We start from the raw sequence: 20,676 nt of genomic DNA, 5'->3' as shown, positions 1-20,676 counted from the left end.
AAAGCTATGTCACTTATACAGCAAGCTCTTTAGCTCCACTGTCGCCCCCTGAAAGTGATGTGCGTAGGCGTAGCCCACTGTAGGTATCGCTAAAGGAAATCCAATGACACAAACTAGAGTGCGCCTGTGGACTGTAAACGAATATCACCGGATGTTTGAAACGGGTATTATTACAGAGGATGAACGGGTAGAACTGATTAACGGGCAAGTTATCCCGATGAGCGCTAAAAATCCTCCCCATGCAGCGACAACGCTGTGTGCATCTGATTATCTCAAGCGGCTGCTAGCAGAAGTTGCCTTAGTTCGGGTGCAAGATCCCATTCAGTTGAGCGAATACTCGGAACCTGAGCCAGATATTGCTGTTGTTCAAATTGATGCGCGAAAGTATATTGATCGTCATCCTGCACCGAATCAAATCTTTTTATTAATTGAGGTAGCGGATACAACACTAGAAACAGACCGTAAACACAAAGCGCCTCTTTATGCGAAAGCAGGAATTAATGACTACTGGATTTTAGATGTGAATCAGCGTCAGGTTTATGTTTTTCGCAAACCAAGTTTGAAAGGTTACAATCTTGAATTTATTTTGCAGGAGGATGCAACATTATCCTTGATTGCATTTCCAGAAATTGAAGTCCAAATTAGTCAAATGTTTCCATAACTTTTACAAATCAAACCTTTATTTATCTGCTATTTTTAGCAAATGCCTGGATGAAATAGCTTTCATTTTCAAGTTAGTAAATTGCACGATCGCCTTTACAAAATCTTGCTGTTCTGGTTGCAAATTTAATTTTTCTAGGGCTTGCTTGATATTATTACCAGCCCGGAGATTGTGAGTAAGTTGGGCACGTTGGGCTGAGTTTAACACTGCCTCAATTTCCCTATTTTTTCTCTGACGCACAGCCTGGAGTTCTTGGCGCTGTAAAGGAGTCAGGTTAATCTCTGACGAGGTGGAATAGCTTGCAATTTTGGTAGTTTGGGTGAAAATAATACCAGAAGTAGTATTAATTTGGACGGGTGCAGCTAAGGCAATTCCCGGCATGAAGAGGACAAGAGCAAGAATATTAGCTAACACAGATAGCCGTTTTGTCAAGTAAATTGGCATATTGAGAAATATCTAGTACACTGCGGCGGAAGTTTGCTTACTTTAACAAGTTGCTCAAGTCCCAAAACCAGGAATTAAACGCTTGAGGGCGCGACCAGCAACGTCGCCATAGCGCAGTTCTCCACACAGAATCTTACCCATGATTTTCGCACCGGAAGGACGCTTAACACCAACTTTGTAGCCAATGCCAGGAAAGCGATAGAATGCCCCACCTAATTTTTGCGCCCAAGCCATCTCAGTACCCCATTCTTCATTAATGGCTTCGCTATATTTTTCTAAAGCGTTAGTATCGCCAGAAAGTGCCTCATTAATGGCTCCTGCTGCAATTAAACCGCTAAAAATTGACGGACGAATGCCTTCTGCTGTCATCGGATCGACTACACAAGCAGCTTCCCCAGCTAAAACTGCATTTTGAGTATGCAACTTTTGGTTGCCATCCCACAAGCAAAGAGGATAACCATATTGCTTGCCAGTTTTGATATCTACATTAAACGATCGCGCGTACTCATCTAAAATTTTCTTAAAATCCTGGGGTTTGCCGCCGACAAATGTACCGACACCAATAGAATAACCATCAGCTTTTGGGAAATTCCAAATGTAGCCGTTTTTCACCAAGCCAAACTCGAAATGAATTGTAGATTTATCCTTGACTTCCGCAGCAACTTCTGCCTCCAAAGCTCCTGCTAAACGGCGTTTACGGTCTTTGAAGCCTAGCCATTTTGCCATTGGCCCTTTGACACCATCAGCCGCGATTAAGTAGCGACCTGTAACTGAGCCATTAGCTGTGTTAACTTGCCAATAGTCGCTTTGAAACTCAATACCCGTTACTTCCGTATGATCTCGTAGTTCAGCTCCTTGCTTTTGCCCTTGCTGCACTAGGAAATGGTCAAAAATATCTCGTCGTACCATCCAGACTGGTTCTTTAGTGGCGATTTTTGCTTCTACGGGGTCGCCCAGATTCCAGGTAAAGCGAAGGGAGTCGGCTTTTACAGAAATTACTGGGCTAAAATCAAAGTCGAACCATTGAGCGATCGCTGGAGATACACCACCACCACAAGGTTTATATCTTGGCAAAGATTCTTTTTCCAACACTAATACTGAGCGGCCTTGCTTGGCTAAATGATATGCAGCTGTTCCACCAGCTGGCCCAGCGCCGACGATGATGCAGTCGTACATATTGAATTTTTGCTCCAGAATTAGTTTATTTTCTATTGAGTAGGGGCAATTTATGAATTGTTCCTACTTTAATTATTCATGTCTACTTACTTACTCGATCAATTTTTTTAGGATTTATGCAATAACTTAAGAAATGATAAAGGCTGAAGAATTTATCCTTTATCCTTCAGCCTTTATACTTAAGACTTGAGACTTTAAACAGTCATAATGTCTTTTTCTTTTTCTGCCAACAGCGAGTCTATTTTGGCAGTATACTCGTTTGTCAGTTTTTGCAAGTTGTCTTGTTGGTCTTTTGATTCATCTTTAGAGATTTCAGAGGCTTTCTCCTGTTTGCGAATGGCGTCTATGGCATCGCGGCGAATGTTGCGAATAGCAACACGACCCTCTTCAGCATACTTGGATGCCATTTTGACGAATTCTTTACGGCGTTCGCTCGTTAAGGGCGGAATATTCAACCGGATTACAGAACCATCGTTACTGGGTGTTAAACCCACATCTGAGAGGGAAATAGCCTTCTCAATGATGTTTAGGGTGTTACGCTCGTAGGGTTGAATTAAGATTGTCGTAGCATCTGGCGTGCTAATATTTGCCAGCGATTTTAAGGAAGTAGGCGAACCGTAATAGTCCACCAATACCTTATCTAATAGACTCGCATTGGCGCGACCAGTGCGAATCGAGTTAAAAGCTCGTTGAGTTGCCTCAACGGTTTTTTGCATCGTACTTTCAGCTTCAGCTAATTTCACAAGAACCTCCCACAAGGGTGCCGATGGATTCTCCCAAGACTGCTCGGTGGATATTTCCTCGCACCGTTAGGTCAAATACCAGAATTGGGATATTATTTTCTTTACACAAGGCGATCGCAGTACTATCCATCACCCGCAAATCTTTGGCTAAAACGTGCGCGTAGGTAAGGCTATTGTAGCGCTTGGCGTCTGGATAAATTTGAGGATCGGCATCATATACTCCATCTACTTTGGTGGCTTTAAAAATCACCTCAGCATCGATTTCTGCTGCTCTTAATGCCGCAGTCGTATCTGTAGTAAAAAAGGGATTTCCAGAACCAGCACCAAAAATTACCACCCGTCCTTTTTCAAGATGACGGATGGCACGACGACGGATATATGGTTCTGCTAATTCTTGCATAGCGATCGCGGTTTGCACCCGCGTCTGTACTCCTATGTGTTCTAGCGAATCTTGCAGCGTCATGGCATTCATTACCGTGGCAATCATCCCGATATAGTCAGCAGTTGCCCTGTCCATCCCCGCCGACGCTGCTTTAACGCCACGAAAAATATTGCCGCCGCCAACAACTATGGCGATTTGAGTACCAGTGGCTATCACCTCTGCTAGTTCTTGTGCTATTCCTTTGACCACTTCTGGATCGATGCCATAGCCCATGTTGCCCATTAAGGCTTCACCGCTCAGTTTGAGTAAAACCCGTCGGTAATTCGTTCCCATGAAGTTACGCTTTATCAAAAAAGTTGCAATTGCCTCCAATTTAAGATAGCAGTTACAGGGACAATCTATGTCTAGTTACGCCAAATCAATGTAGTACCGATTGGCTCTGTTTGTGGTATGGCTATTTCTTCACCTTTAAACAGAGAAGCGATCGCAGTTCTCAAATAATCCTCTCCCACTGGTAATGGTTCTTGGGGATGATTATCAATTTTACCTTTGTAACGGACTATACCGTTAGTATCTATGAGAAAAGCCGTTGGTGTTTTTGTTGCACCGAAACTACCGGTCACATCTTGCGTTGAGTCCCACAGGTAAGGGAAGTTCAACTGGTGACGTAAGGCAAAAGCTTTCATATTTTCAAAGCTTGACCTAGTGTCGTAGTCAACATTACTACCATTGAGTCCAATTATTGTGAAGCCTGTGGGGGCAAATTCGGCTTGAATGTTTTTTAGTCTGCCTAAGTACCGATCGACATAAGGGCAGTGGTTACACATAGAAATAACGCCGACTGCTCGGAACTTCTCAAGATAACGCCTGAGATGGTGTACTTGACCATCAATTCCTGGCAATTCAAAATCTGGTGCGTAGCTCCCAACGGGAGTATCAATTGTTTCTAGTAGATTCATGATTTCTGGCTCGCAGAACTAGGAACAAGAAAAATATTGTTAAATTCAGCGTCAGTTTCCAGTTGCAAACCACCCCTTAGCCGATGCCTCATATTCGCCAATCTTATAGACCAAATTTGCGATCGTAAATTGTGAAACTACTGAATCTAGCACTGATGCTAATTCACTCACATCTGAAAAATAGCCCAAATATTACTCATATTAGAAACGTTATGATTTTTAATACTGACATAATCTTAGTTGTGAGTAAATTACCTCTATCAATAAGATGAAAACTCTCTATACTGGATAAAACTATCAGCTTGGAAGCTTTTGTGGTATATGTATAGGCTATCACTAGAGCCAAGGATTTATTTTGAAAATCTGATAAATTTTCTGCAAATTCAAAACAATTTTACTTGTGCCTTGCTGCTAAAAAGCTTTTAGCATTCTTTACATCAAATTTACCATGACAACCTCAAGTTCAAAAACAGCACTTAACTCTACAAAAACCTGGATTTGGCTAGATTTTTCGATCTGTTACCAAACCCAAGGAACTACTGGGCCAGCTGTTGTCCTAGTGCATGGATTTGGTGCTTCTTGGTGGCACTGGCGAAAAAATATTCCCGTATTAGCGGAAAATTGCCGTGTTTATACTATTGATTTGATTGGTTTTGGCTCTTCTGCAAAACCTCAGCCTGGTGAAAAAATTAACTACACACTAGAAACCTGGGGACAACAAGTAGCAGATTTTTGCCGTGAAGTTGTCGGTGAGCCAGCTTTTTTAGTGGGAAATTCCATTGGCTGTATTGTAGCTATGCAAGCAGCAGTAACTAACCCAGATATTGCCTTGGGAGTTGCTTTGCTCAACTGTTCTTTACGGCTGTTACACGATCGCAAACGGGTAACTTTACCTTTATCTCGTCGTTACGGAGCGCCTTTGCTGCAACGGGTGCTATCTATTAAACCAGTTGGTGATTTCTTTTTTAATCAACTCGCAAAACCGAAAACGGTGCGGAAAATTCTACTGCAAGCTTATGCAAATGCTGAGATGGTGACAGATGAGTTGGTAGATATTCTCACTTCACCAGCAAGCGATCCGGGGGCTGGGGCTGTGTTTCTGGCTTTTACTTCTTATTCTACAGGGCCATTACCTGAAGACCTTTTGCCACTATTACAGTGTCCGGCGATTATTTTGTGGGGAACAGCCGATCCGTGGGAACCAATAAAGCTAGGGAGAGAATTAGCTAACTTTGTGCAAGTAGAAAAGTTTATTCCTTTAGAGGGAGTGGGGCATTGTCCGCAGGATGAAGCGCCGGAGTTAGTCAATCCGATTTTACTCGATTGGATTTTGGAGCGATCGCGCTAATAGACTCGGCAAAAATAGAGGCATAATTTACCCGCATTCTGCAGATATTAAAGCAGATTCAATAAATATGAAATTCGAGCAATCAAAGCCTTAAATCATTACCGAGCAATAGTTTCAGCTTTTTTTAATATAAAATAATTGAGAATTTTATAAATTTTCTCCTTGCCTGCTAATTGCAAAGTTTAAACTACAGGACTAGGTAATTTATAGGCAAAGCCTACTTAGTAGTAGTGACAGCGTTTTCTGAAATATCGTCGGTCATGGTCGCGATATCTTTAGTACTCTATTATTCATTACGAATAGCTATGATAGATTTAGTCATGCCAAAAACTACTTCATCTTTGATAAAACAATCGGCAAATAACTCTTGTAACATTTTCTTATCTAACAAACGATAATTTTCAAGTTTGGCGGTAGCTTCGTTAACTGTCTGAGAGCGTTTGTGATTTCCTAAATCAAAACGCATAATTAAACTAATTCTTACTGGTCTCGGTAGCCAATGGAAAAAAGGACACATAAAATGTGGCTCTATTGGAAACCAAAAATATGGTGTTTGTACATATGTATTTGGTGCTAGCCTTTTAACTTCTTTAGCAAAATTCATCATATTTTCCCAATTTCCAACATGTTCAATTACAGAATTAGAATGAACTATATGGAAAGAATTATCTGGAAAATTATTCAGGTTACAAGCATCTCCATAAATAAATTTATAATGTTCTTCACTTGCTGGTAAAATTTCTCCAGGTAAATTAACAATAGTTATGTAAACCTTATTTAGCTTCAATAATTCTTCAGGTAATATATTCCAGTAATTTTTTCTTCCACCAATATCAAGTATGTTAACTAATCCATGCTTTTTATAAGTTTTTTCAATTATCGAAACTAAAGTTGCGATTCGTTTACTTCTAAATTTTGAACCGATGGATTTAGGATTATCATAATTACTTATTTTCTGAGCTATTTTATTGGATAAACTCATAATTATTTCCTTTTATTGTTACAGAATACAGAAGCAGAATAGAAATTAGCGGGAACATTATGTAATGTTGAAGAAGTGCGTTTAAAAGTTTTACATATGTGCAAAATCTAGACTAACAATTTATTGACTACCGCTCTTTAAAGAAACAAGGCAGAAAGAAAGAGAATTTGACTTGTTTCTTCCATCATTAACGGAGGCGATCGCGTCCGTAAACAGCTTTAATAACTCTCAGTAGATAAAAATTAAGAAATCCTCAGATTAGTTGATACCCGAAATAGCTAATAAAATCCTATTCATCAATGCAATTATTGTTAGAACTGCAATTGATAAATGTCAAATCTGAAAGACTTTAAGCTGAGATTTTAAGTAAATTAAAAAATTTGATAAATTGAATGACTAACCAAGACTCCACAGTATTATCTCATGAGAGTTGAAAAAACGCGCTATCAATAGAGGTTAGATTATCAATACTTATAGGTTAGAAAAATTTGCATTAGTTTGGCGTATTAAACCCTGAGTCCCAAGTTGTTCGCTTATCTGCTTGGCGCAAAGTCAGGGTGAGCATATTATGTCAATAATAACAGTCTATTCTCAATAATTTTAAAGATAATCTCATTAGCCTTTGCTTTTTGCTAAAGGTTTAAACGTCACCGATAGCCTAAGCCTACCCCTACACAAAGGCAAGCTACGCATAGCGTCTCGTAGAAAAGGAATAAGAGTTGCAGAGAGTTTTGCGTAAGTCCTGAACAATTAGGAATGGCGCTCAAGAAGATTATTAACTAAGAGCTAAGTTACTTAAAAAGAAGGCAACGGCTGCACTACCTAAAGGAACTGTTAAATTGTCAATACCCAAAAATGAAACAGCTTCTAAAGCCGTAGCTATAACTGCCACTATCAGGGATACTGCCCAAGTTTGCCAACTGTTTCCTTGAGTTCCAACTAAAATCAAACTACTGACTACATAGCCAACGAGCATCATAGTTAGGGAGCCTTCCCAACTTTTTTCTGTCCCAAAAACTTTATACTTGTGTGTACCAAAACGTTGCCCAATTAAGGCTGCTAATCCATCTCCCCAAGTCATGATTAAAATTCCGAGTGCTGCGTACTGGGGTTGTTGTAAATACCAGAACCAGGCAACTAAAATACCGAAACTGACAGAGTAAAAAAACGTCCCTAAGCTTTGCCGTCCAACGCTATTAATACCAGGAAGAATTGGCAATCGGTAGGATAATAAGGTGATTGCACTCGCTAAAATAGAAGCTGTAATCCCTACACTGGCGGGAATATCTAGCCACCAAGCAATTAAAATCACATTACCAGTGCCAATATGAACGATCTTCCGCACGATTTCTGGCTCGTTGGCGAAACGGTTTACCACCCATGCAATCAGGAGGATGAGTAACACCCAAATTACAGCCGACGCAATTTGCAGCCAGAAAACCGGAATTGAGGTGAAGTCAGAAAATGTAATTAACAAAGATACGACAAAATGAAAATTTTTACCCCTGTTACTAATTTATAAGATTTGGGTAGCTGCAATGAAATTATTATTTATTTGGCTGATTCGGGGCTACCGAATGTTTATCTCGCCTTTGTTTCTCCCGACTTGTCGCTTTCAACCAACTTGTTCGATGTATGCTATTGAAGCTATTGAACGATTTGGAGTTTTGCGTGGTGGGTGGATGGCAATTTGGCGGATTTTGCGCTGTCATCCGTTTCATCCAGGTGGTTACGATCCAGTGCCAGAGGTGGTAGAAAAGCAAAGAGGCAATGGGGCAGAGGGCAGGGGAGCAGAGGAGCAGGGGAGCAGGGGAAAAGGTTAAAGGTTAAAGGTTAAAGGGAAAAGGAATAAATTTAATCTTTCCCCTTTTCCCCTTATCCTTTTCCCCTTACCCAATGCCCAATGCCCAAGTTAAAGGATGTGTTCGTGGGTATAGGTATTTGGGGAGATGTCAATAGATGAGGTTGTCATCTAGCGTGGGAAGGTTGAATAATTTAATTTGGATTTACGATGATTAATCTTACTGCGATTTCTATACCTGAACCACAAATTCCTACTCCTGGGCCGAGTCCGCTACCTAGCCCCAATCCTGAGCCGAATCCGCTACCTAGTCCCGAACCTGTACCGGGGCCAGCGATTCCTCAACCGTTACCGGGGCCTGTACCAGAACCAGTACCTGCTCCCATTCCTCAGACGGTTCCAGGGACAATTCCCCAAACCATACCGGAACCTGTTTAGATTACCTTGGTAATGTAATCCAAAATCTCAAATCTAAAATCCAAAATGCTAAGAGCCGGAATTGTCGGACTTCCCAACGTCGGAAAATCTACTTTATTTAATGCTGTAGTTGCTAATGCCAAAGCAGAAGCAGCTAACTTCCCTTTTTGCACGATTGAACCGAATGTCGGCGTTGTCGCAGTACCGGATGAACGGTTAAATGTTCTTGCTAAGATTGCCAGTTCGGCACAAATCATCCCGGCGCGGGTGGAATTTGTAGATATTGCCGGTTTAGTTAAAGGTGCAAGTCAGGGTGAGGGACTAGGGAATCAATTCCTGTCCCACATCCGGGAAGTTGATGCGATCGTCCATGTGGTACGTTGTTTTGAGAATGATGATATTATCCACGTTGCTGGTTCTGTTGACCCAGCGCGAGATATTGAAATCATTAATATAGAGTTGGGTTTATCAGATTTAGCACAAATTGAACGGCGAATTGATCGTACTCGCAAACTAGCTCGTACCAGCAAAGATGCACAGTTTGAAATCACAGTTTTAGAAAAATTAGCTGCGGCTTTAAATGAAGGTAAATCGGTGCGTCAGGTAAGCTTGAATGAAGAAGAAACAGAAATTATTAAAGGATTAGAACTGCTCACTTATAAACCGATTATCTACGCTGCGAATGTATCTGAGGATGAGTTGGCAACTGGTAATAATTTTGTGGAAACAGTACGGCAAATTGCTGCAACAGAAAATGCCCAAGTTGTGATAGTTTCGGCTCAAGTTGAAGCGGAATTAGTGGAATTACCAGAAGAAGATAAAGCTGATTTCCTCGCGTCTTTGGGTGTGGAAGAAGGCGGTTTGAAATCGTTGATTCGAGCAACTTACACGCTTTTAGGTTTGCGGACATATTTTACTTGCGGCCCCAAAGAAACCCGCGCTTGGACAATTAATGCGGGAATGTCTGCACCTCAAGCTGCTGGTGTAATCCACAGTGATTTTGAGCGGGGATTTATTCGTGCCGAAACTGTTGCTTATAAAGATTTGGTAACAACTGGTTCGATGAATGCAGCGAAGGAGAAAGGGTTGGTTCGCAGTGAAGGGAAAGAGTATGTTGTGCAGGAAGGGGATGTAATGTTGTTCCGATTTAATGTGTAGGGGTAATTAATGAGTGGCCGTTATCGATAAGATAATGGTCAACTTACACCAAGTTGCGTAAGCTTTGCCTGCCCAACCTAGGCATCGCCATAAATAACTTGACAAATATTATCTAATGTACATTAAGATATACAAGACGATGCCTGCGGCGGGCAAAGCCTACGCAAATAAACAGCAATCCTGCAAATCTAATAGCTACTTCCACCCACAATATAGCCAAGCTGTGAATATCGGTAAAATAAGTCTGTTAACGGATGCTCAATCATATCAAATCCAAGCAATTGGCACCCACTTAATAAAGCAGCGTTTTGTACTCACAGCTAGCAGTATACTTACGTAAGTATTTGATTTATGATAGCACTTTATGCAAAGAAAGCAATAATTCGTTAACAGTATAGGGCTTTGACAAAAACGTATTGACACCAATAGCTGCTACTGCACTGAGCTTATTATCAGACATTAGTCCACTGCTGGCAATAATTTTGACTTCGGGGTTAATTTTTTGCAGGGTGCGTATGGCTGTTAAACCATCCAGTGAGGGCAGCATAATATCCATAAGGACGGCACTAATTTTGTCTTTATTTTGAGCATATAGTGCGATCGCCTCAATGCCATCACTGGCAACTAAGATTTTATAGTTGTGAGCTTCTAATGATGTTATCGTAATCTCTTGAATGGCGGCTTCATCATCCACAACCAAAATTAATTCTCCATGTCCTGTCTGTGGTGGCAAATTTTCGGGGCTAATTGTTTCCATTCCCCCTACTGCTGGCAAGTAAACTTGAAAGCTAGTGCCACTTTCCGGTTCACTATACACGTTCACAAAACCTCCGTGACTTTTAACGATTCCCAATACTGTGGAAAGCCCTAAACCAGTGCCTTGTCCAACATCTTTTGTAGTAAAGAATGGCTCGAAAATTCTATCTAGCATTTGTTTTGGAATCCCAACTCCAGTATCGGAGACAGTAATAACTATGTAAGGCCCCTCTTTGGCTTCTAGGTTCATGCGGGCATAATTTGTGTCAATCAACATATTTTCGGCAGAGATACTCAAAGTACCACCATTGGACATAGCATCGCGGGCGTTAACGCAGAGGTTCATCAGCACTTGATGCAGTTGGGTACTATCTCCAGAAACCATCCACAAATCTTGCGGTACATTAGTGCTGATTTCTATCGATTTGGGAAAAGTCTCTTTCAGAATCTTGGCAATTTCTACAATTATATGTTTGAGTTGCAAAGTGATGTGCTTCCCTTCTACACCCCGCGCAAAGGATAGTACCTGTTTGACTAAATCAGCACCGCGTCTAGCGTTAATTTCTAAAATTTCTAGAAGATGACGAGTCCGCTCATCTGCATTAGGAAATTTTAGCGGTAGCAGTTGCGCTCCTGCCAAAATTGGTGTCAGGATGTTGTTGAGGTCGTGAGCGATACCACTAGCTAAAGTGCCAATACTTTCCAGGCGTTGAGCGCGAAATAATTGGGCTTCTAGGTGCTTTTTCTCGGTAATATCTGTGTCAACGGTGAGAATTGATTTTGGTTTTCCCTGTTCATCGCATACCAGAGTCCAGCGACTAGCCACAAGGACTTCTTTGTTCATTTTTGTAAGTTTTGTTAACTCGCCTTGCCACTTACCTTGACTAATAGCTTGCAATAGAGCCGCTTCAATTTCCGGTGAAGGTTCGTCATCCAAAAGTTCGCTAGCATTTTTCCCCCAAGCCTCTGTAGCTTGCCAGCCGTAAAGTGTTTCTGCGCCTTTGTTCCAGAAGATAATTTGATTGTTTAAATCTCGGACGCAAATGGCATCTGTGGTGACATCTAGTAATGCTGCTTGTTCGCGAATTTTTTCTTCTGCCAATTTGCGTTCGCGTAGTGCAGCTTGTCGTTCGCTAATATCTATACTGGCGCATGTCACCCCGATAATTTCTTGGGTTTCATTCCGTAGTGGCTCGACAGTTAAATCGTAATATCGCGTTGTATCTTTGATAGTAATTGATACTTCTTCTCGCGTTCCGATGCCTGTAGTCAGCACTCCACGTTTAATTGCAATCAGATGTTGAGCATCTTCTACTGGGACGATATCTAAGTCTTGCTTGCCCAATATTTTCTCAACTGTCAATTCAGATGGCGGATTGTAAACCCAGGTGTACCGTAAATCTTTATCCTGGTTATAGACAAAGATGGGAGAGTTTTTCAGAGCAACCCGAAATCGCTCCTCACTCTGCCGCAGTGCGTTGTCTGCCCTTTGACGTTCGATAGCATAACGCATAGATCGCACTAGCAAGTCACCAGTTACTTGTCCCTTCACTAAATAATCTTGCGCTCCTTGTTGCATTGCGCTAGTTGCTAGGGTTTCATCATTTATACCCGTCAGCACAATGATTGGAGTTGCTTTTGCCTGATTGTGAGCAATGACAAAGGTTTGTAATCCCTGGCTATCTGGCAGCGAAAGGTCTAATAAAATCACATCAAAAGTTTCGTTTGTTAGGTAGTTGACTGCTTCAGAAAGCCGTTCAACGGGCATCAACTCAACTGCAACTGTGGTAACTTCCTTAAATAACTCTTGTAACAATAAGACATCACCAGGGTTGTCTTCTACTAACAAGACTTTAATAATATTTTCACCTGCCATTTCCACTACTCCGGTGGCAGTTTTACGATCGCAAACCAAAAATTTTCTATTGATTGGACAATTTTAACGAACTGATCGAAATCTACTGGCTTAGTTATATAACAGTTAGCAAAAAGGTTATAGGCTTTGAGGATATCTTCTTCAGCCTGCGAAGTCGTCAAAACTACTACAGGAATTCGTTTGAGGTTTTCATCTCCTTTTATTTCTGCTAATACCTCTCGTCCATCTTTTTTCGGAAGGTTAAAATCGAGCAGTACAATATCTGGATGAGGTAATTTAGCATATTTTCCCTGTTTTCGCAAGTATGCCATTGCCTCTACACCATCCTCGACTACGTTTAAGTGAATTGAGATTTTACTATCTTCTAGGGCGATGCGTGTAAGTTGGACATCGCCAGGATTATCCTCTACTAACAAAACCTCAATAGGCATAATCGCTGTTATGGTGTTTACCATTGCTTACCTACTCTATCTGGAATTGTGAAGTAGAAAGTCGAGCCTTGACCCGGTTTCGACTCAACCCAAATCCGGCCTCTGTGGCGTTGGATAATTTTCTTACAAATTGCCAGACCAATTCCAGTACCTGGATACTTGTTTCTACCATGCAAGCGTTGAAAAATTATAAAAATACGTTCAGTATATTGGGATTCCAAACCAATTCCATTATCACGCACCCAGAATAACCATTCATCCTCCGAGGGGGTAAAATTTAAATTTTTTCCATTTGATATATCTGCATCTCTCTTACTTACTCCAATGTGAATTAATGGCTGTTGACGATCGCAAAATTTGAGCGCGTTGGCAATCAGGTTTTGCAATACTTGTGTCAATTGGGTAGCATCAGCCATCACTTGAGGTAGAGTATCATAAGTGACTACTGCCTTTCGATCTGCGATCGCCACTTGAAGATTAGCAAGCACCTGTTCTAATACAACACTACAATCAACTGGCACAAAAGGTTGTCCACGGGTGCTGACGCGGGAATAGTTTAATAAATCGTTGATTAGGGTCTGCATCCGGCTGGCCCCGTCTACTGCATAAGCAATAAACTGATCCGCATTGGCATCCAGTTGGTTTTTGTATCTCCGCTCCAGCAGTTGTAAATAACTAGTTACCATCCGCAACGGCTCTTGCAAATCATGGGAAGCTACGTAGGCAAACTGTTCTAATTCTGCATTAGAACGAGTAAGTTCTTGACTTTGCTGGGTTTGTTTTTCTAATAGTTGTGCCTGAGATAAAGCAATCCCAATTTGGTTCGCTAATTGCTGTAACAAATCCATCTCAAACTGATTCCACTGTCGAGGTGCGCTACACTGATGAGCTAGCAATAAGCCCCAAATATCGTCCCTGACAAGAATCGGCACTACCAGATTAGCCCTGACAGCAAACTGCCGAAGAAATTCTCGATGGCATGGTTGGATATGAGCAGCTTCAATGTCTTCAAGGGCACTTATTCTTCCCTGGCGATATCTCTCTATATATTCTTCTTTAAAGCAGGGGTCAAAAATATTTTCTCCTAGAATTACTGGCCAACCAGGCAGAACTGCTTCTTGTACAATTGTTCCCGAACCGTCAGGTTCCAGTCGAAAAATTGATACACGATCGGCTTGTAGTAGTTTTTGTACCTCTGTGACAGTGGTTTGAAGAATTTCATCTATTTGTAAAGATTCTCGAATTTTCAAGGTAATTTCGGCAAATAGTTGCGATCGTAGATTTTGCCGCTTTAATTCTTCATCTGCCTGCTTCCGATCTGTGATATCAGTATAAGAACCAACCATCCGCACTATATCACCCAATGCGTCCCAAAGTGCCTGTCCTCGATCTAGAATCCATTTATAGCTGCCGTCTTGGCACTGGACTCGATATTCACAGACGTAAAACGGTGTTTTCTTGGCAAAGTGGTCTTGGAAAGCCTGAAGTACCCAATCTCGCTCATCGGGATGGATTCGTTTTATCCATTCATCCCAACAGTTGGAAACTTCGTAGTCTTTATAACCGAGCATTTCCTTCCATCGAGTTGAGAAGAACACTTCATTAGTCTTGAGGTTCCAATCCCAAATACCATCATTATTACCGTGTAATGCTAATTGCCAACGTTCTTCACTTTCTCGTAGTGCTGCTGCTATTTTCCGTCGTTCAGTAACATCTTGAAAATAAACAGACAAGCCGTCTTTTGCTGGATAAGCGTGGACTTTCAGCCACTGTTGCTGTGGCAGATACAATTCCTCAAATTCGACACTAACCTGTTCTAAAATTGCCCTGCGATATTCACAATCAAATGTTGTGCCGATAATTTCTGGAAACACCTCCCAGATGTTTTGACCCAAAAGCTGATTGTGAGTTTTCTGCAATAGCCGTTCTGCTTGACCATTAATATAGGTGAATTGCCACTTTTGATCCAAGGCAAAAAAACCATCAGTGATACTTTCGAGAAGATTGGTGATGCGGGTTTTGGCGGCTTCAGATTGAGCGCGGGCTGCTTGCTCGTGTGCCACTAGTTTCTCAGTAACTTTAGATACTTCACTTACATGACGCCTGAGTTCAAGTTGGTCAATTACCAGGCGACTCAAACCCACAAATGCTTCCACTTGTTTTTGGCTTAGTTGTCGTGGAACTTGGTCAATCGCGCACAGAGTTCCCAACATATCTCCCTGCGGTGTAATTAAGGGTACACCTGCATAAAACCGTATATATGGATAGCTAGTTACTACCGGATTACTTGCCAACTTCTCATCAACAAGGGTGTCAGGAACCACCACAACATTACGTTGCTCTTGGCAAAGATAAGATAATCCAACACTCCGAGGCATTTCTGATACATCTAAACCTATTTTTGCCTTAAACCATTGACGGTTTTCATCAATAAAATTTACCAAGGATATGGGAGTGCCACAAATAAAGGCCGCTAACTGAGCAAGATTGTCATAGGCTTCTTCGGGTTCTGTGTCAAGAATTTGATACTGGCGGAGGGCTTCTAACCTCGCTATTTCTGTATCTATATGTCTAGGTTTCATTAACTTTTTTTTTAAATCTAAATGTTATATCCAGTCAGCAACATGATTATCTCAAGAATAGCTTAACTCTTTTTAATAATTCTTAATCCTTGCCTGACCTTTAGCTATTCAGGAAAGTCTATTAAAAACGATTCTTAAAGGATGTTTGAAAAGTATTTTGCGTAACATCTAAGCCTTAGAAACCTAACTCTCCCAGCCCCCTTTGCCTACAAGATAATCGGCGTTTCAAAATCTCGCTTTGTTTCAGGGAGAAATTTGAAGAGGGGTTTTGAGTATACTTTACAACTTTTTCAACAAGCTTTTATCAGCTACTGCCTGTGTACGCCACAAATTTATTGCGTAGGCGTAGTCCGTCGTAGACATCGCCCTAATCCTAGTGTAGACAAGTTTAGGACTGAGATTATATTACTATGCATGATTAGATTTAGTTATTAGACATCAGAGATTTAGTGATTTGACCAGAGTAATTTACTAGTCGGACTAAACGCATTCTAGGTCGATGCGATCGTCTTCTACTGTGTCGAAATTCTTAGGAAAACTGGCTTTTACATTAATGCGAAAGTTATCTACATCAGCATTAATGAACTCAAATATCAGCATCGATGCACAGCGGCTGATTGTGAGATATCGCTTTAGTATTTCCAATACATGGCTAAGGGTATCCTCAATTAGCTCAATCAGTCTACTCCGGATGTATAAATAAACTCTACTAGAAAGCAGCAAATGTACCAAATTTGCTGACAAGAGTGAGTAGCCTAAAGTATATTTTTACTCTGATTTTTAATTTAATAGTCTTTACTTACGTATTTATACGGTTAAATAATCGCTCAATTTTTGAGTTGTGGTGATTTTGCTGAGGTTGAATTTTTGCTCAAGAATTACACTCTTGTTGCAGTAAATCTGCTTAATCCTATTTGATTATTTGCCGACAGGATAAGAAAGAAAACTTTTTTGACTATCTATATTTACTGAAACACTGTTGAATCCATCCATCAAATCAAATAAATCCAAAGACTAAGTATGAAATAATGATTAATTTTCGACATTAGCCAATCCTCAATAGTTTGAATAGCCAAAAAAATATTTTGAAAACATTGAAAAATTCAAATCGAAGAACTATCAATATCTCCCTAATGAGATTCAGAAAACATATCAAAATCCTGGGTATTTGTTTGTTGTTTTCAACAATTTTATACAAAATTGTATTTATTAAATTATCTGCGATCGCTCTAAGCATAGACAGGCATAATATTGATGTAATCGCTAATCATAACAAGTCATTAATAAATTCAGATCGAAAAATAAATAACTTGCAAAGCCAAGAACTGTTAAAACAGGCTTTAAGAAAGTCTAACTCTAACCTAGAGAAACCAAAACAGTTACGCAAATTCACTATTGCTGACGTTATCCCGATTGAAGAATACAAAGAAAAGCCTCCCCAGCTACCTGAAGAAGACCGAGAAAAGCCTCAACCAAATACAATTCAGCCATCAAATTCAAATCCATCAAAACCATACACACCCCAGCAACAAATACTAATAGAAAAACTACGCCGAACAAAAAAGCAATCACAAGCAATCCAAAAGACAATAATTCTTGATGCCCTAACATTTAGTGCCAACAAGTATCCTTGGATAGTTAACCCTACAGATAACCTTACTTTTTCCACTGAATTATTTAAGCCAAATAAAAATGAAAATTATATAGATACGGATCTAAGAGTAAGATTTTCTGGAGAGAATCAGATTATTGATAAATTTACTTATGCCAAATTTCCCAAGACTGACCAGTTTTACTGGGTTCTCGATGGCAATAGAATAGTAGTTGAAACTAAAGGCTCCCAAGCCGGTATCATCTATCAAGGAAGACAAACTAATACTTATATTACCCAAAATGTTACTTCACAACAGGCATTTTGGGGATTGCAAAGTCTGTTTGCTATACCAACAGATTTTCGAGAGTTAGCTGGAGAAGTTGATACTAATAACTTTTCTGTAACTTCCATAGCCGGACAATTGATAAATCCTGAAGGGATACCTGCTGGCAGAGTTATTATTAACAGTGGAATTGACTCAAACAATCCTAATGTCACAGTTCTAAAAAACCCTATTCCAGTTATTGGTAGTGGCTCTACTTTGAGTGTTGATGGTGGGCAAGCTTTATTTCAAGTTTTAGATGCTACTAATGCTCCCAAAATTCTACAAGGCTTTCCAACGACAAATATACAACCTTTGCTAGACGATGGAAACGTCAGGCTCCAAGAAGGCGAAATAATTCCTAATAGTGCCTTAGAAGCTGCTGGCATCTTTTGGGGAGATATCTTGACAGGAAAAGGTTTTGGTTTTACTGCTTCTGTCTCTTCCTTTCCAGGTATTAAAGTTGCTCAACTTGGAAAATTTGATAACTTTGATTTGTTAAATGTGGCAGTCAATCCTTTTCTTTCTCAATCCGAAAAAGATTTTCATTATCTTAACTCTTTACAATGGCTATCTTTAGGAAGAAGAGATCCTGTATTTCAGACGCTATCTCAAACTCAAGAAAGTTCTGATTGGCACAGACTGTATGTTAGCCATCCTCATAATCAGAGCTTAATTCAATACGATCCAGTTGCAATTAAAGCTACTTATTCTAATATTTTTTCTGCTCCAGGATTATCCTTAACAGCTAAATTTAGCGACACTAGTATTGATGCTATTCAATCAGTAAATTCTACATTAGGTTTGCTATTAGGTGGAGTTTTTGAAGCTATTAAAATTGATAAGATTCAACAAGGTTTAGAAGAAGCTAGACAAAAACTAAAGAATGGGGAAGGTTTTGTTCCTTTAAATACACCTGCTACAGCTGAACAAAGAAGACAAATTAATAACAGGCTGAATCGCACTTTATCTTATGCCAATGCATCTAGTGGGTTAGAGCAGGTATCTGGAACTTACACATTTCCCAGTCAAGTCACTCCTAATAACTCTAACATCTTGCAAATCAGAACAGGAAACCACAAACGAGCAGTTCAGTTTCTTGAAAGAAATATTTCTATTTTAGATGAAGGTGATACATTTTTTTCTGATCTCAGGCTCTCTAATAAAAAATTTGGCCCTCTAACATATATTGGGATTCCAATTCCTTTAAATGGTACTTCCATCGATCCGATCAACGAAGCCTCTGCTGTAGAAGTCATTTTAACAAACCCTCAAGGGCAAAGATTTGTACAAAAATTTAATTCAGCAGATTCAACGGTAGTACCACTGCAAATCAGAGCAGCCGATTTAGCATTCGATTATATGGAACTCACTAGAGTTAGCAAAATAGGTGTTGATTTTAATAGCTTTAACGGTTATTTATCTTTACCAACAGTTGAATTGCTAGCAGCAGGTTCTTCTGGAAATTTTAACTATAGTGCTAATTTAGGAACGTGGTTTAATATAGATGCTAACTCAGCACCAGGCGTTTCTAATAATAATTTAGGAACGGAAGAACCAACATTAGGTTTATATAGTAATATACTTCTCAATTATATTAAAACTGATATACGGTTAAATTCAGCCAAAAGACCTGTAGCTATCAATACTCACGTACCCTACTTGAGAGTTGATTGGAATAGTGCCTCTAATAAAAATAATCCTTTTTCTACTTATTTAAGTTATTTATATCAACATCAAGAAAGAAATTTTGGTTTTTCTTTAGCTCCTGGCATCGCTTTTATTGAAAACAATAGCAATGGGGAATTTTTAGGTCTTTTCAATGGAGAGTTTAGTACTAGTCATGGTTTGAATCTCAAGACAAATTTAGAGATGGGTAAAGAGTTTTTCTTTGAATTTCAGGGTTTACACAGAGTCAGTAAAAATATTTCTGCTGGTGTTTATCTAAAAAATTATGCTATTAATAACCTGGGCTTGAGTAGCCGAGTTTCTGGCTTTAATTATGGAGTCATTGTGAGGCATAATTTCCCTGACAATAGTGTGTTTATCGAAACTCAAATTGGTACAGGTGAGAATGGATTTGATTTAAAACTTCAAGGTGGTTATCGATTTTGATAGCATTATAAAATATCCGCAAATTCTTTGAGAATTTGCGGATATTTTATTTTTAATTTGCCAATTATGTCTAATCTAAAGCACCTAAACCATTATTACCAGCACCTGTTTTGATTATAGATGTTAAATCTTCAACAGAATTACTATTATTTAATAAATTCGCTGCTGTATCAATAAATGGGTTTGGGTTAGAGATGATAGTAGTTTGAGCTACTCCTGGGGTTATAGTCAGACTAGTTATGGTTTCGTCATTTCCACCTGCTATACCTCCATAGGTAGGAGAAATTGTTAAACCTCCTTCATAGTAAGAGCCAGAAGGTAAAGTTACTTCGCCAGTGACACTGAGAAAAGTACCAGAAGGTCTAATAAGAGTAACAGCGCCACGAGCAGTAGCTTGTTGTGCATTTGCCGGTGCTACTAAAAAATATTCTCCACTTACCAAACCTAATAAACAGATACTTCCTCGAATAATTACAGATAATTTGTTAGATAAGCTATTCATGTTTTATAAACTCCTCATATTGTTGTTTTAGTTGTTTCCAGATTTTGCTTGAAAATGCAGAATATGCATCGGTCAGCAGAAATCGAGGCAGAACCTTTTGTTATCTGGCTTTTATTCTTTCAGTGTATAAAAATATAAAACCTTTGTTGAGAGCGTTTTTTGAAAAATGGACATTTTGAAGCTTCGTATTTTTACGCAAGCTCTCTATTCAATATTCAGTCAGAGTTTCAGGGTTTATATTGATATCACTAAAGTTATGTAAAGTGATGATGAGGAGTTACATAGCAAATTATTTAGGCACAAGATGAAAAACCTATATAACAAGATTCCCGACTTCTCCAAGAAGTCGGGAATCTGAGCCACAAAGAAGCGTCATAACCCTCTTCTGTCACTTTCCGGGTATTCTAAATAAAAGGACTAAAAGAAA

Annotated in this window: 18 protein-coding genes; 6 read left to right on the top strand and 12 right to left on the bottom strand. The window is 39.7% G+C overall.

Features of this window, described 5'->3' with window-relative positions; translation table 11 throughout:
- Positions 1–103 precede the first annotated feature (103 nt).
- Positions 104–661: a Uma2 family endonuclease gene (locus RM368_RS34600; RefSeq protein WP_322698247.1), complete on the top strand. Its 558-nt coding sequence runs from the start codon at positions 104–106 to the stop codon at positions 659–661.
- Between the two features lie 18 nt (positions 662–679).
- Here RM368_RS34600 and RM368_RS34595 read toward each other — a convergent pair whose 3' ends face one another.
- The 5 genes from RM368_RS34595 to RM368_RS34575 all read right to left on the bottom strand — a co-directional run bounded on the left by RM368_RS34595 (position 680) and on the right by RM368_RS34575 (position 4,365).
- Positions 680–1,105 carry a hypothetical protein gene (locus tag RM368_RS34595; protein ID WP_322698246.1) on the bottom strand — a complete coding sequence of 142 codons (426 nt, stop codon included), beginning with the start codon at positions 1,103–1,105 and terminating at the stop codon, positions 680–682.
- Between the two features lie 54 nt (positions 1,106–1,159).
- Entirely contained in the window at positions 1,160–2,281 is a 1,122-nt protein-coding gene (locus tag RM368_RS34590) for a geranylgeranyl reductase family protein (protein WP_322698245.1), read from the bottom strand.
- A gap of 194 nt (positions 2,282–2,475) precedes the next feature.
- Positions 2,476–3,024, bottom strand: a complete 549-nt coding sequence (frr, locus tag RM368_RS34585; protein ID WP_322698244.1) for a ribosome recycling factor — start codon at positions 3,022–3,024, stop codon at positions 2,476–2,478.
- Positions 3,011–3,739 (bottom strand): UMP kinase, encoded by a 729-nt coding sequence (gene pyrH, locus RM368_RS34580; protein WP_322698243.1) that lies wholly within the window; start codon positions 3,737–3,739, stop codon positions 3,011–3,013. Before pyrH ends, frr begins: the two co-directional genes overlap by 14 nt.
- 71 nt (positions 3,740–3,810) lie before the next feature.
- Entirely contained in the window at positions 3,811–4,365 is a 555-nt protein-coding gene (locus RM368_RS34575) for a thioredoxin family protein (RefSeq protein ID WP_322698242.1), read from the bottom strand.
- A gap of 448 nt (positions 4,366–4,813) precedes the next feature.
- Between RM368_RS34575 and RM368_RS34570 the strand changes: the two genes are divergently transcribed.
- Entirely contained in the window at positions 4,814–5,713 is a 900-nt protein-coding gene (locus tag RM368_RS34570; RefSeq protein ID WP_322698241.1) for an alpha/beta fold hydrolase, read from the top strand.
- Positions 5,714–5,999: 286 nt separating this feature from the next.
- Here RM368_RS34570 and RM368_RS34565 read toward each other — a convergent pair whose 3' ends face one another.
- Positions 6,000–6,695, bottom strand: coding sequence for a class I SAM-dependent methyltransferase (locus RM368_RS34565; protein ID WP_322698240.1), 696 nt, complete (start codon positions 6,693–6,695; stop codon positions 6,000–6,002).
- A 775-nt stretch (positions 6,696–7,470) separates the two neighbouring features.
- Positions 7,471–8,172 (bottom strand): SEC59/DGK1/VTE5 family protein, encoded by a 702-nt coding sequence (locus RM368_RS34560; RefSeq protein ID WP_322698239.1) that lies wholly within the window; start codon positions 8,170–8,172, stop codon positions 7,471–7,473.
- Positions 8,173–8,233: 61 nt separating this feature from the next.
- On the opposite strand from RM368_RS34560, the gene yidD reads away from it, so the two are divergent.
- From yidD to ychF, 3 genes are all read left to right on the top strand, one after another.
- Positions 8,234–8,518, top strand: coding sequence for a membrane protein insertion efficiency factor YidD (gene yidD / locus RM368_RS34555; RefSeq protein ID WP_322698238.1), 285 nt, complete (start codon positions 8,234–8,236; stop codon positions 8,516–8,518).
- 188 nt (positions 8,519–8,706) lie between these two features.
- Positions 8,707–8,934: a hypothetical protein gene (locus RM368_RS34550; RefSeq protein ID WP_322698237.1), complete on the top strand. Its 228-nt coding sequence runs from the start codon at positions 8,707–8,709 to the stop codon at positions 8,932–8,934.
- 45 nt (positions 8,935–8,979) lie between these two features.
- Positions 8,980–10,071, top strand: a complete 1,092-nt coding sequence (gene ychF, locus RM368_RS34545) for a redox-regulated ATPase YchF (RefSeq protein WP_322698236.1) — start codon at positions 8,980–8,982, stop codon at positions 10,069–10,071.
- 349 nt (positions 10,072–10,420) lie between these two features.
- Here the strand turns inward: ychF and RM368_RS34540 are convergent, their stop codons facing one another.
- The 4 genes from RM368_RS34540 to RM368_RS34525 all read right to left on the bottom strand — a co-directional run bounded on the left by RM368_RS34540 (position 10,421) and on the right by RM368_RS34525 (position 16,460).
- The gene (locus RM368_RS34540; RefSeq protein ID WP_322698235.1) at positions 10,421–12,703 is read right to left on the bottom strand and encodes a response regulator; all 2,283 of its coding nucleotides are present in this window, start codon (positions 12,701–12,703) and stop codon (positions 10,421–10,423) included.
- A gap of 5 nt (positions 12,704–12,708) precedes the next feature.
- Positions 12,709–13,158, bottom strand: coding sequence for a response regulator (locus tag RM368_RS34535; RefSeq protein ID WP_322698234.1), 450 nt, complete (start codon positions 13,156–13,158; stop codon positions 12,709–12,711).
- Positions 13,152–15,716, bottom strand: a complete 2,565-nt coding sequence (locus RM368_RS34530) for a GAF domain-containing protein (RefSeq protein ID WP_322698233.1) — start codon at positions 15,714–15,716, stop codon at positions 13,152–13,154. The genes RM368_RS34535 and RM368_RS34530 overlap by 7 nt, the downstream gene beginning before the upstream one ends.
- 480 nt (positions 15,717–16,196) lie before the next feature.
- Entirely contained in the window at positions 16,197–16,460 is a 264-nt protein-coding gene (locus RM368_RS34525; protein ID WP_322698232.1) for a hypothetical protein, read from the bottom strand.
- Between the two features lie 428 nt (positions 16,461–16,888).
- On the opposite strand from RM368_RS34525, the gene RM368_RS34520 reads away from it, so the two are divergent.
- Positions 16,889–19,747, top strand: a complete 2,859-nt coding sequence (locus tag RM368_RS34520) for a hypothetical protein (RefSeq protein WP_322698231.1) — start codon at positions 16,889–16,891, stop codon at positions 19,745–19,747.
- Positions 19,748–19,817: 70 nt separating this feature from the next.
- Here RM368_RS34520 and RM368_RS34515 read toward each other — a convergent pair whose 3' ends face one another.
- Positions 19,818–20,249, bottom strand: coding sequence for a hypothetical protein (locus RM368_RS34515; RefSeq protein ID WP_322698230.1), 432 nt, complete (start codon positions 20,247–20,249; stop codon positions 19,818–19,820).
- Positions 20,250–20,676: the final 427 nt, after the last annotated feature.

Origin of the sequence: Nostoc sp. DedSLP03, assembly GCF_034530815.1 — a bacterium.
In the GTDB taxonomy this organism is placed as follows: domain Bacteria; phylum Cyanobacteriota; class Cyanobacteriia; order Cyanobacteriales; family Nostocaceae; genus Nostoc.
This window is presented reverse-complemented; position numbering and strand designations above follow the sequence as displayed.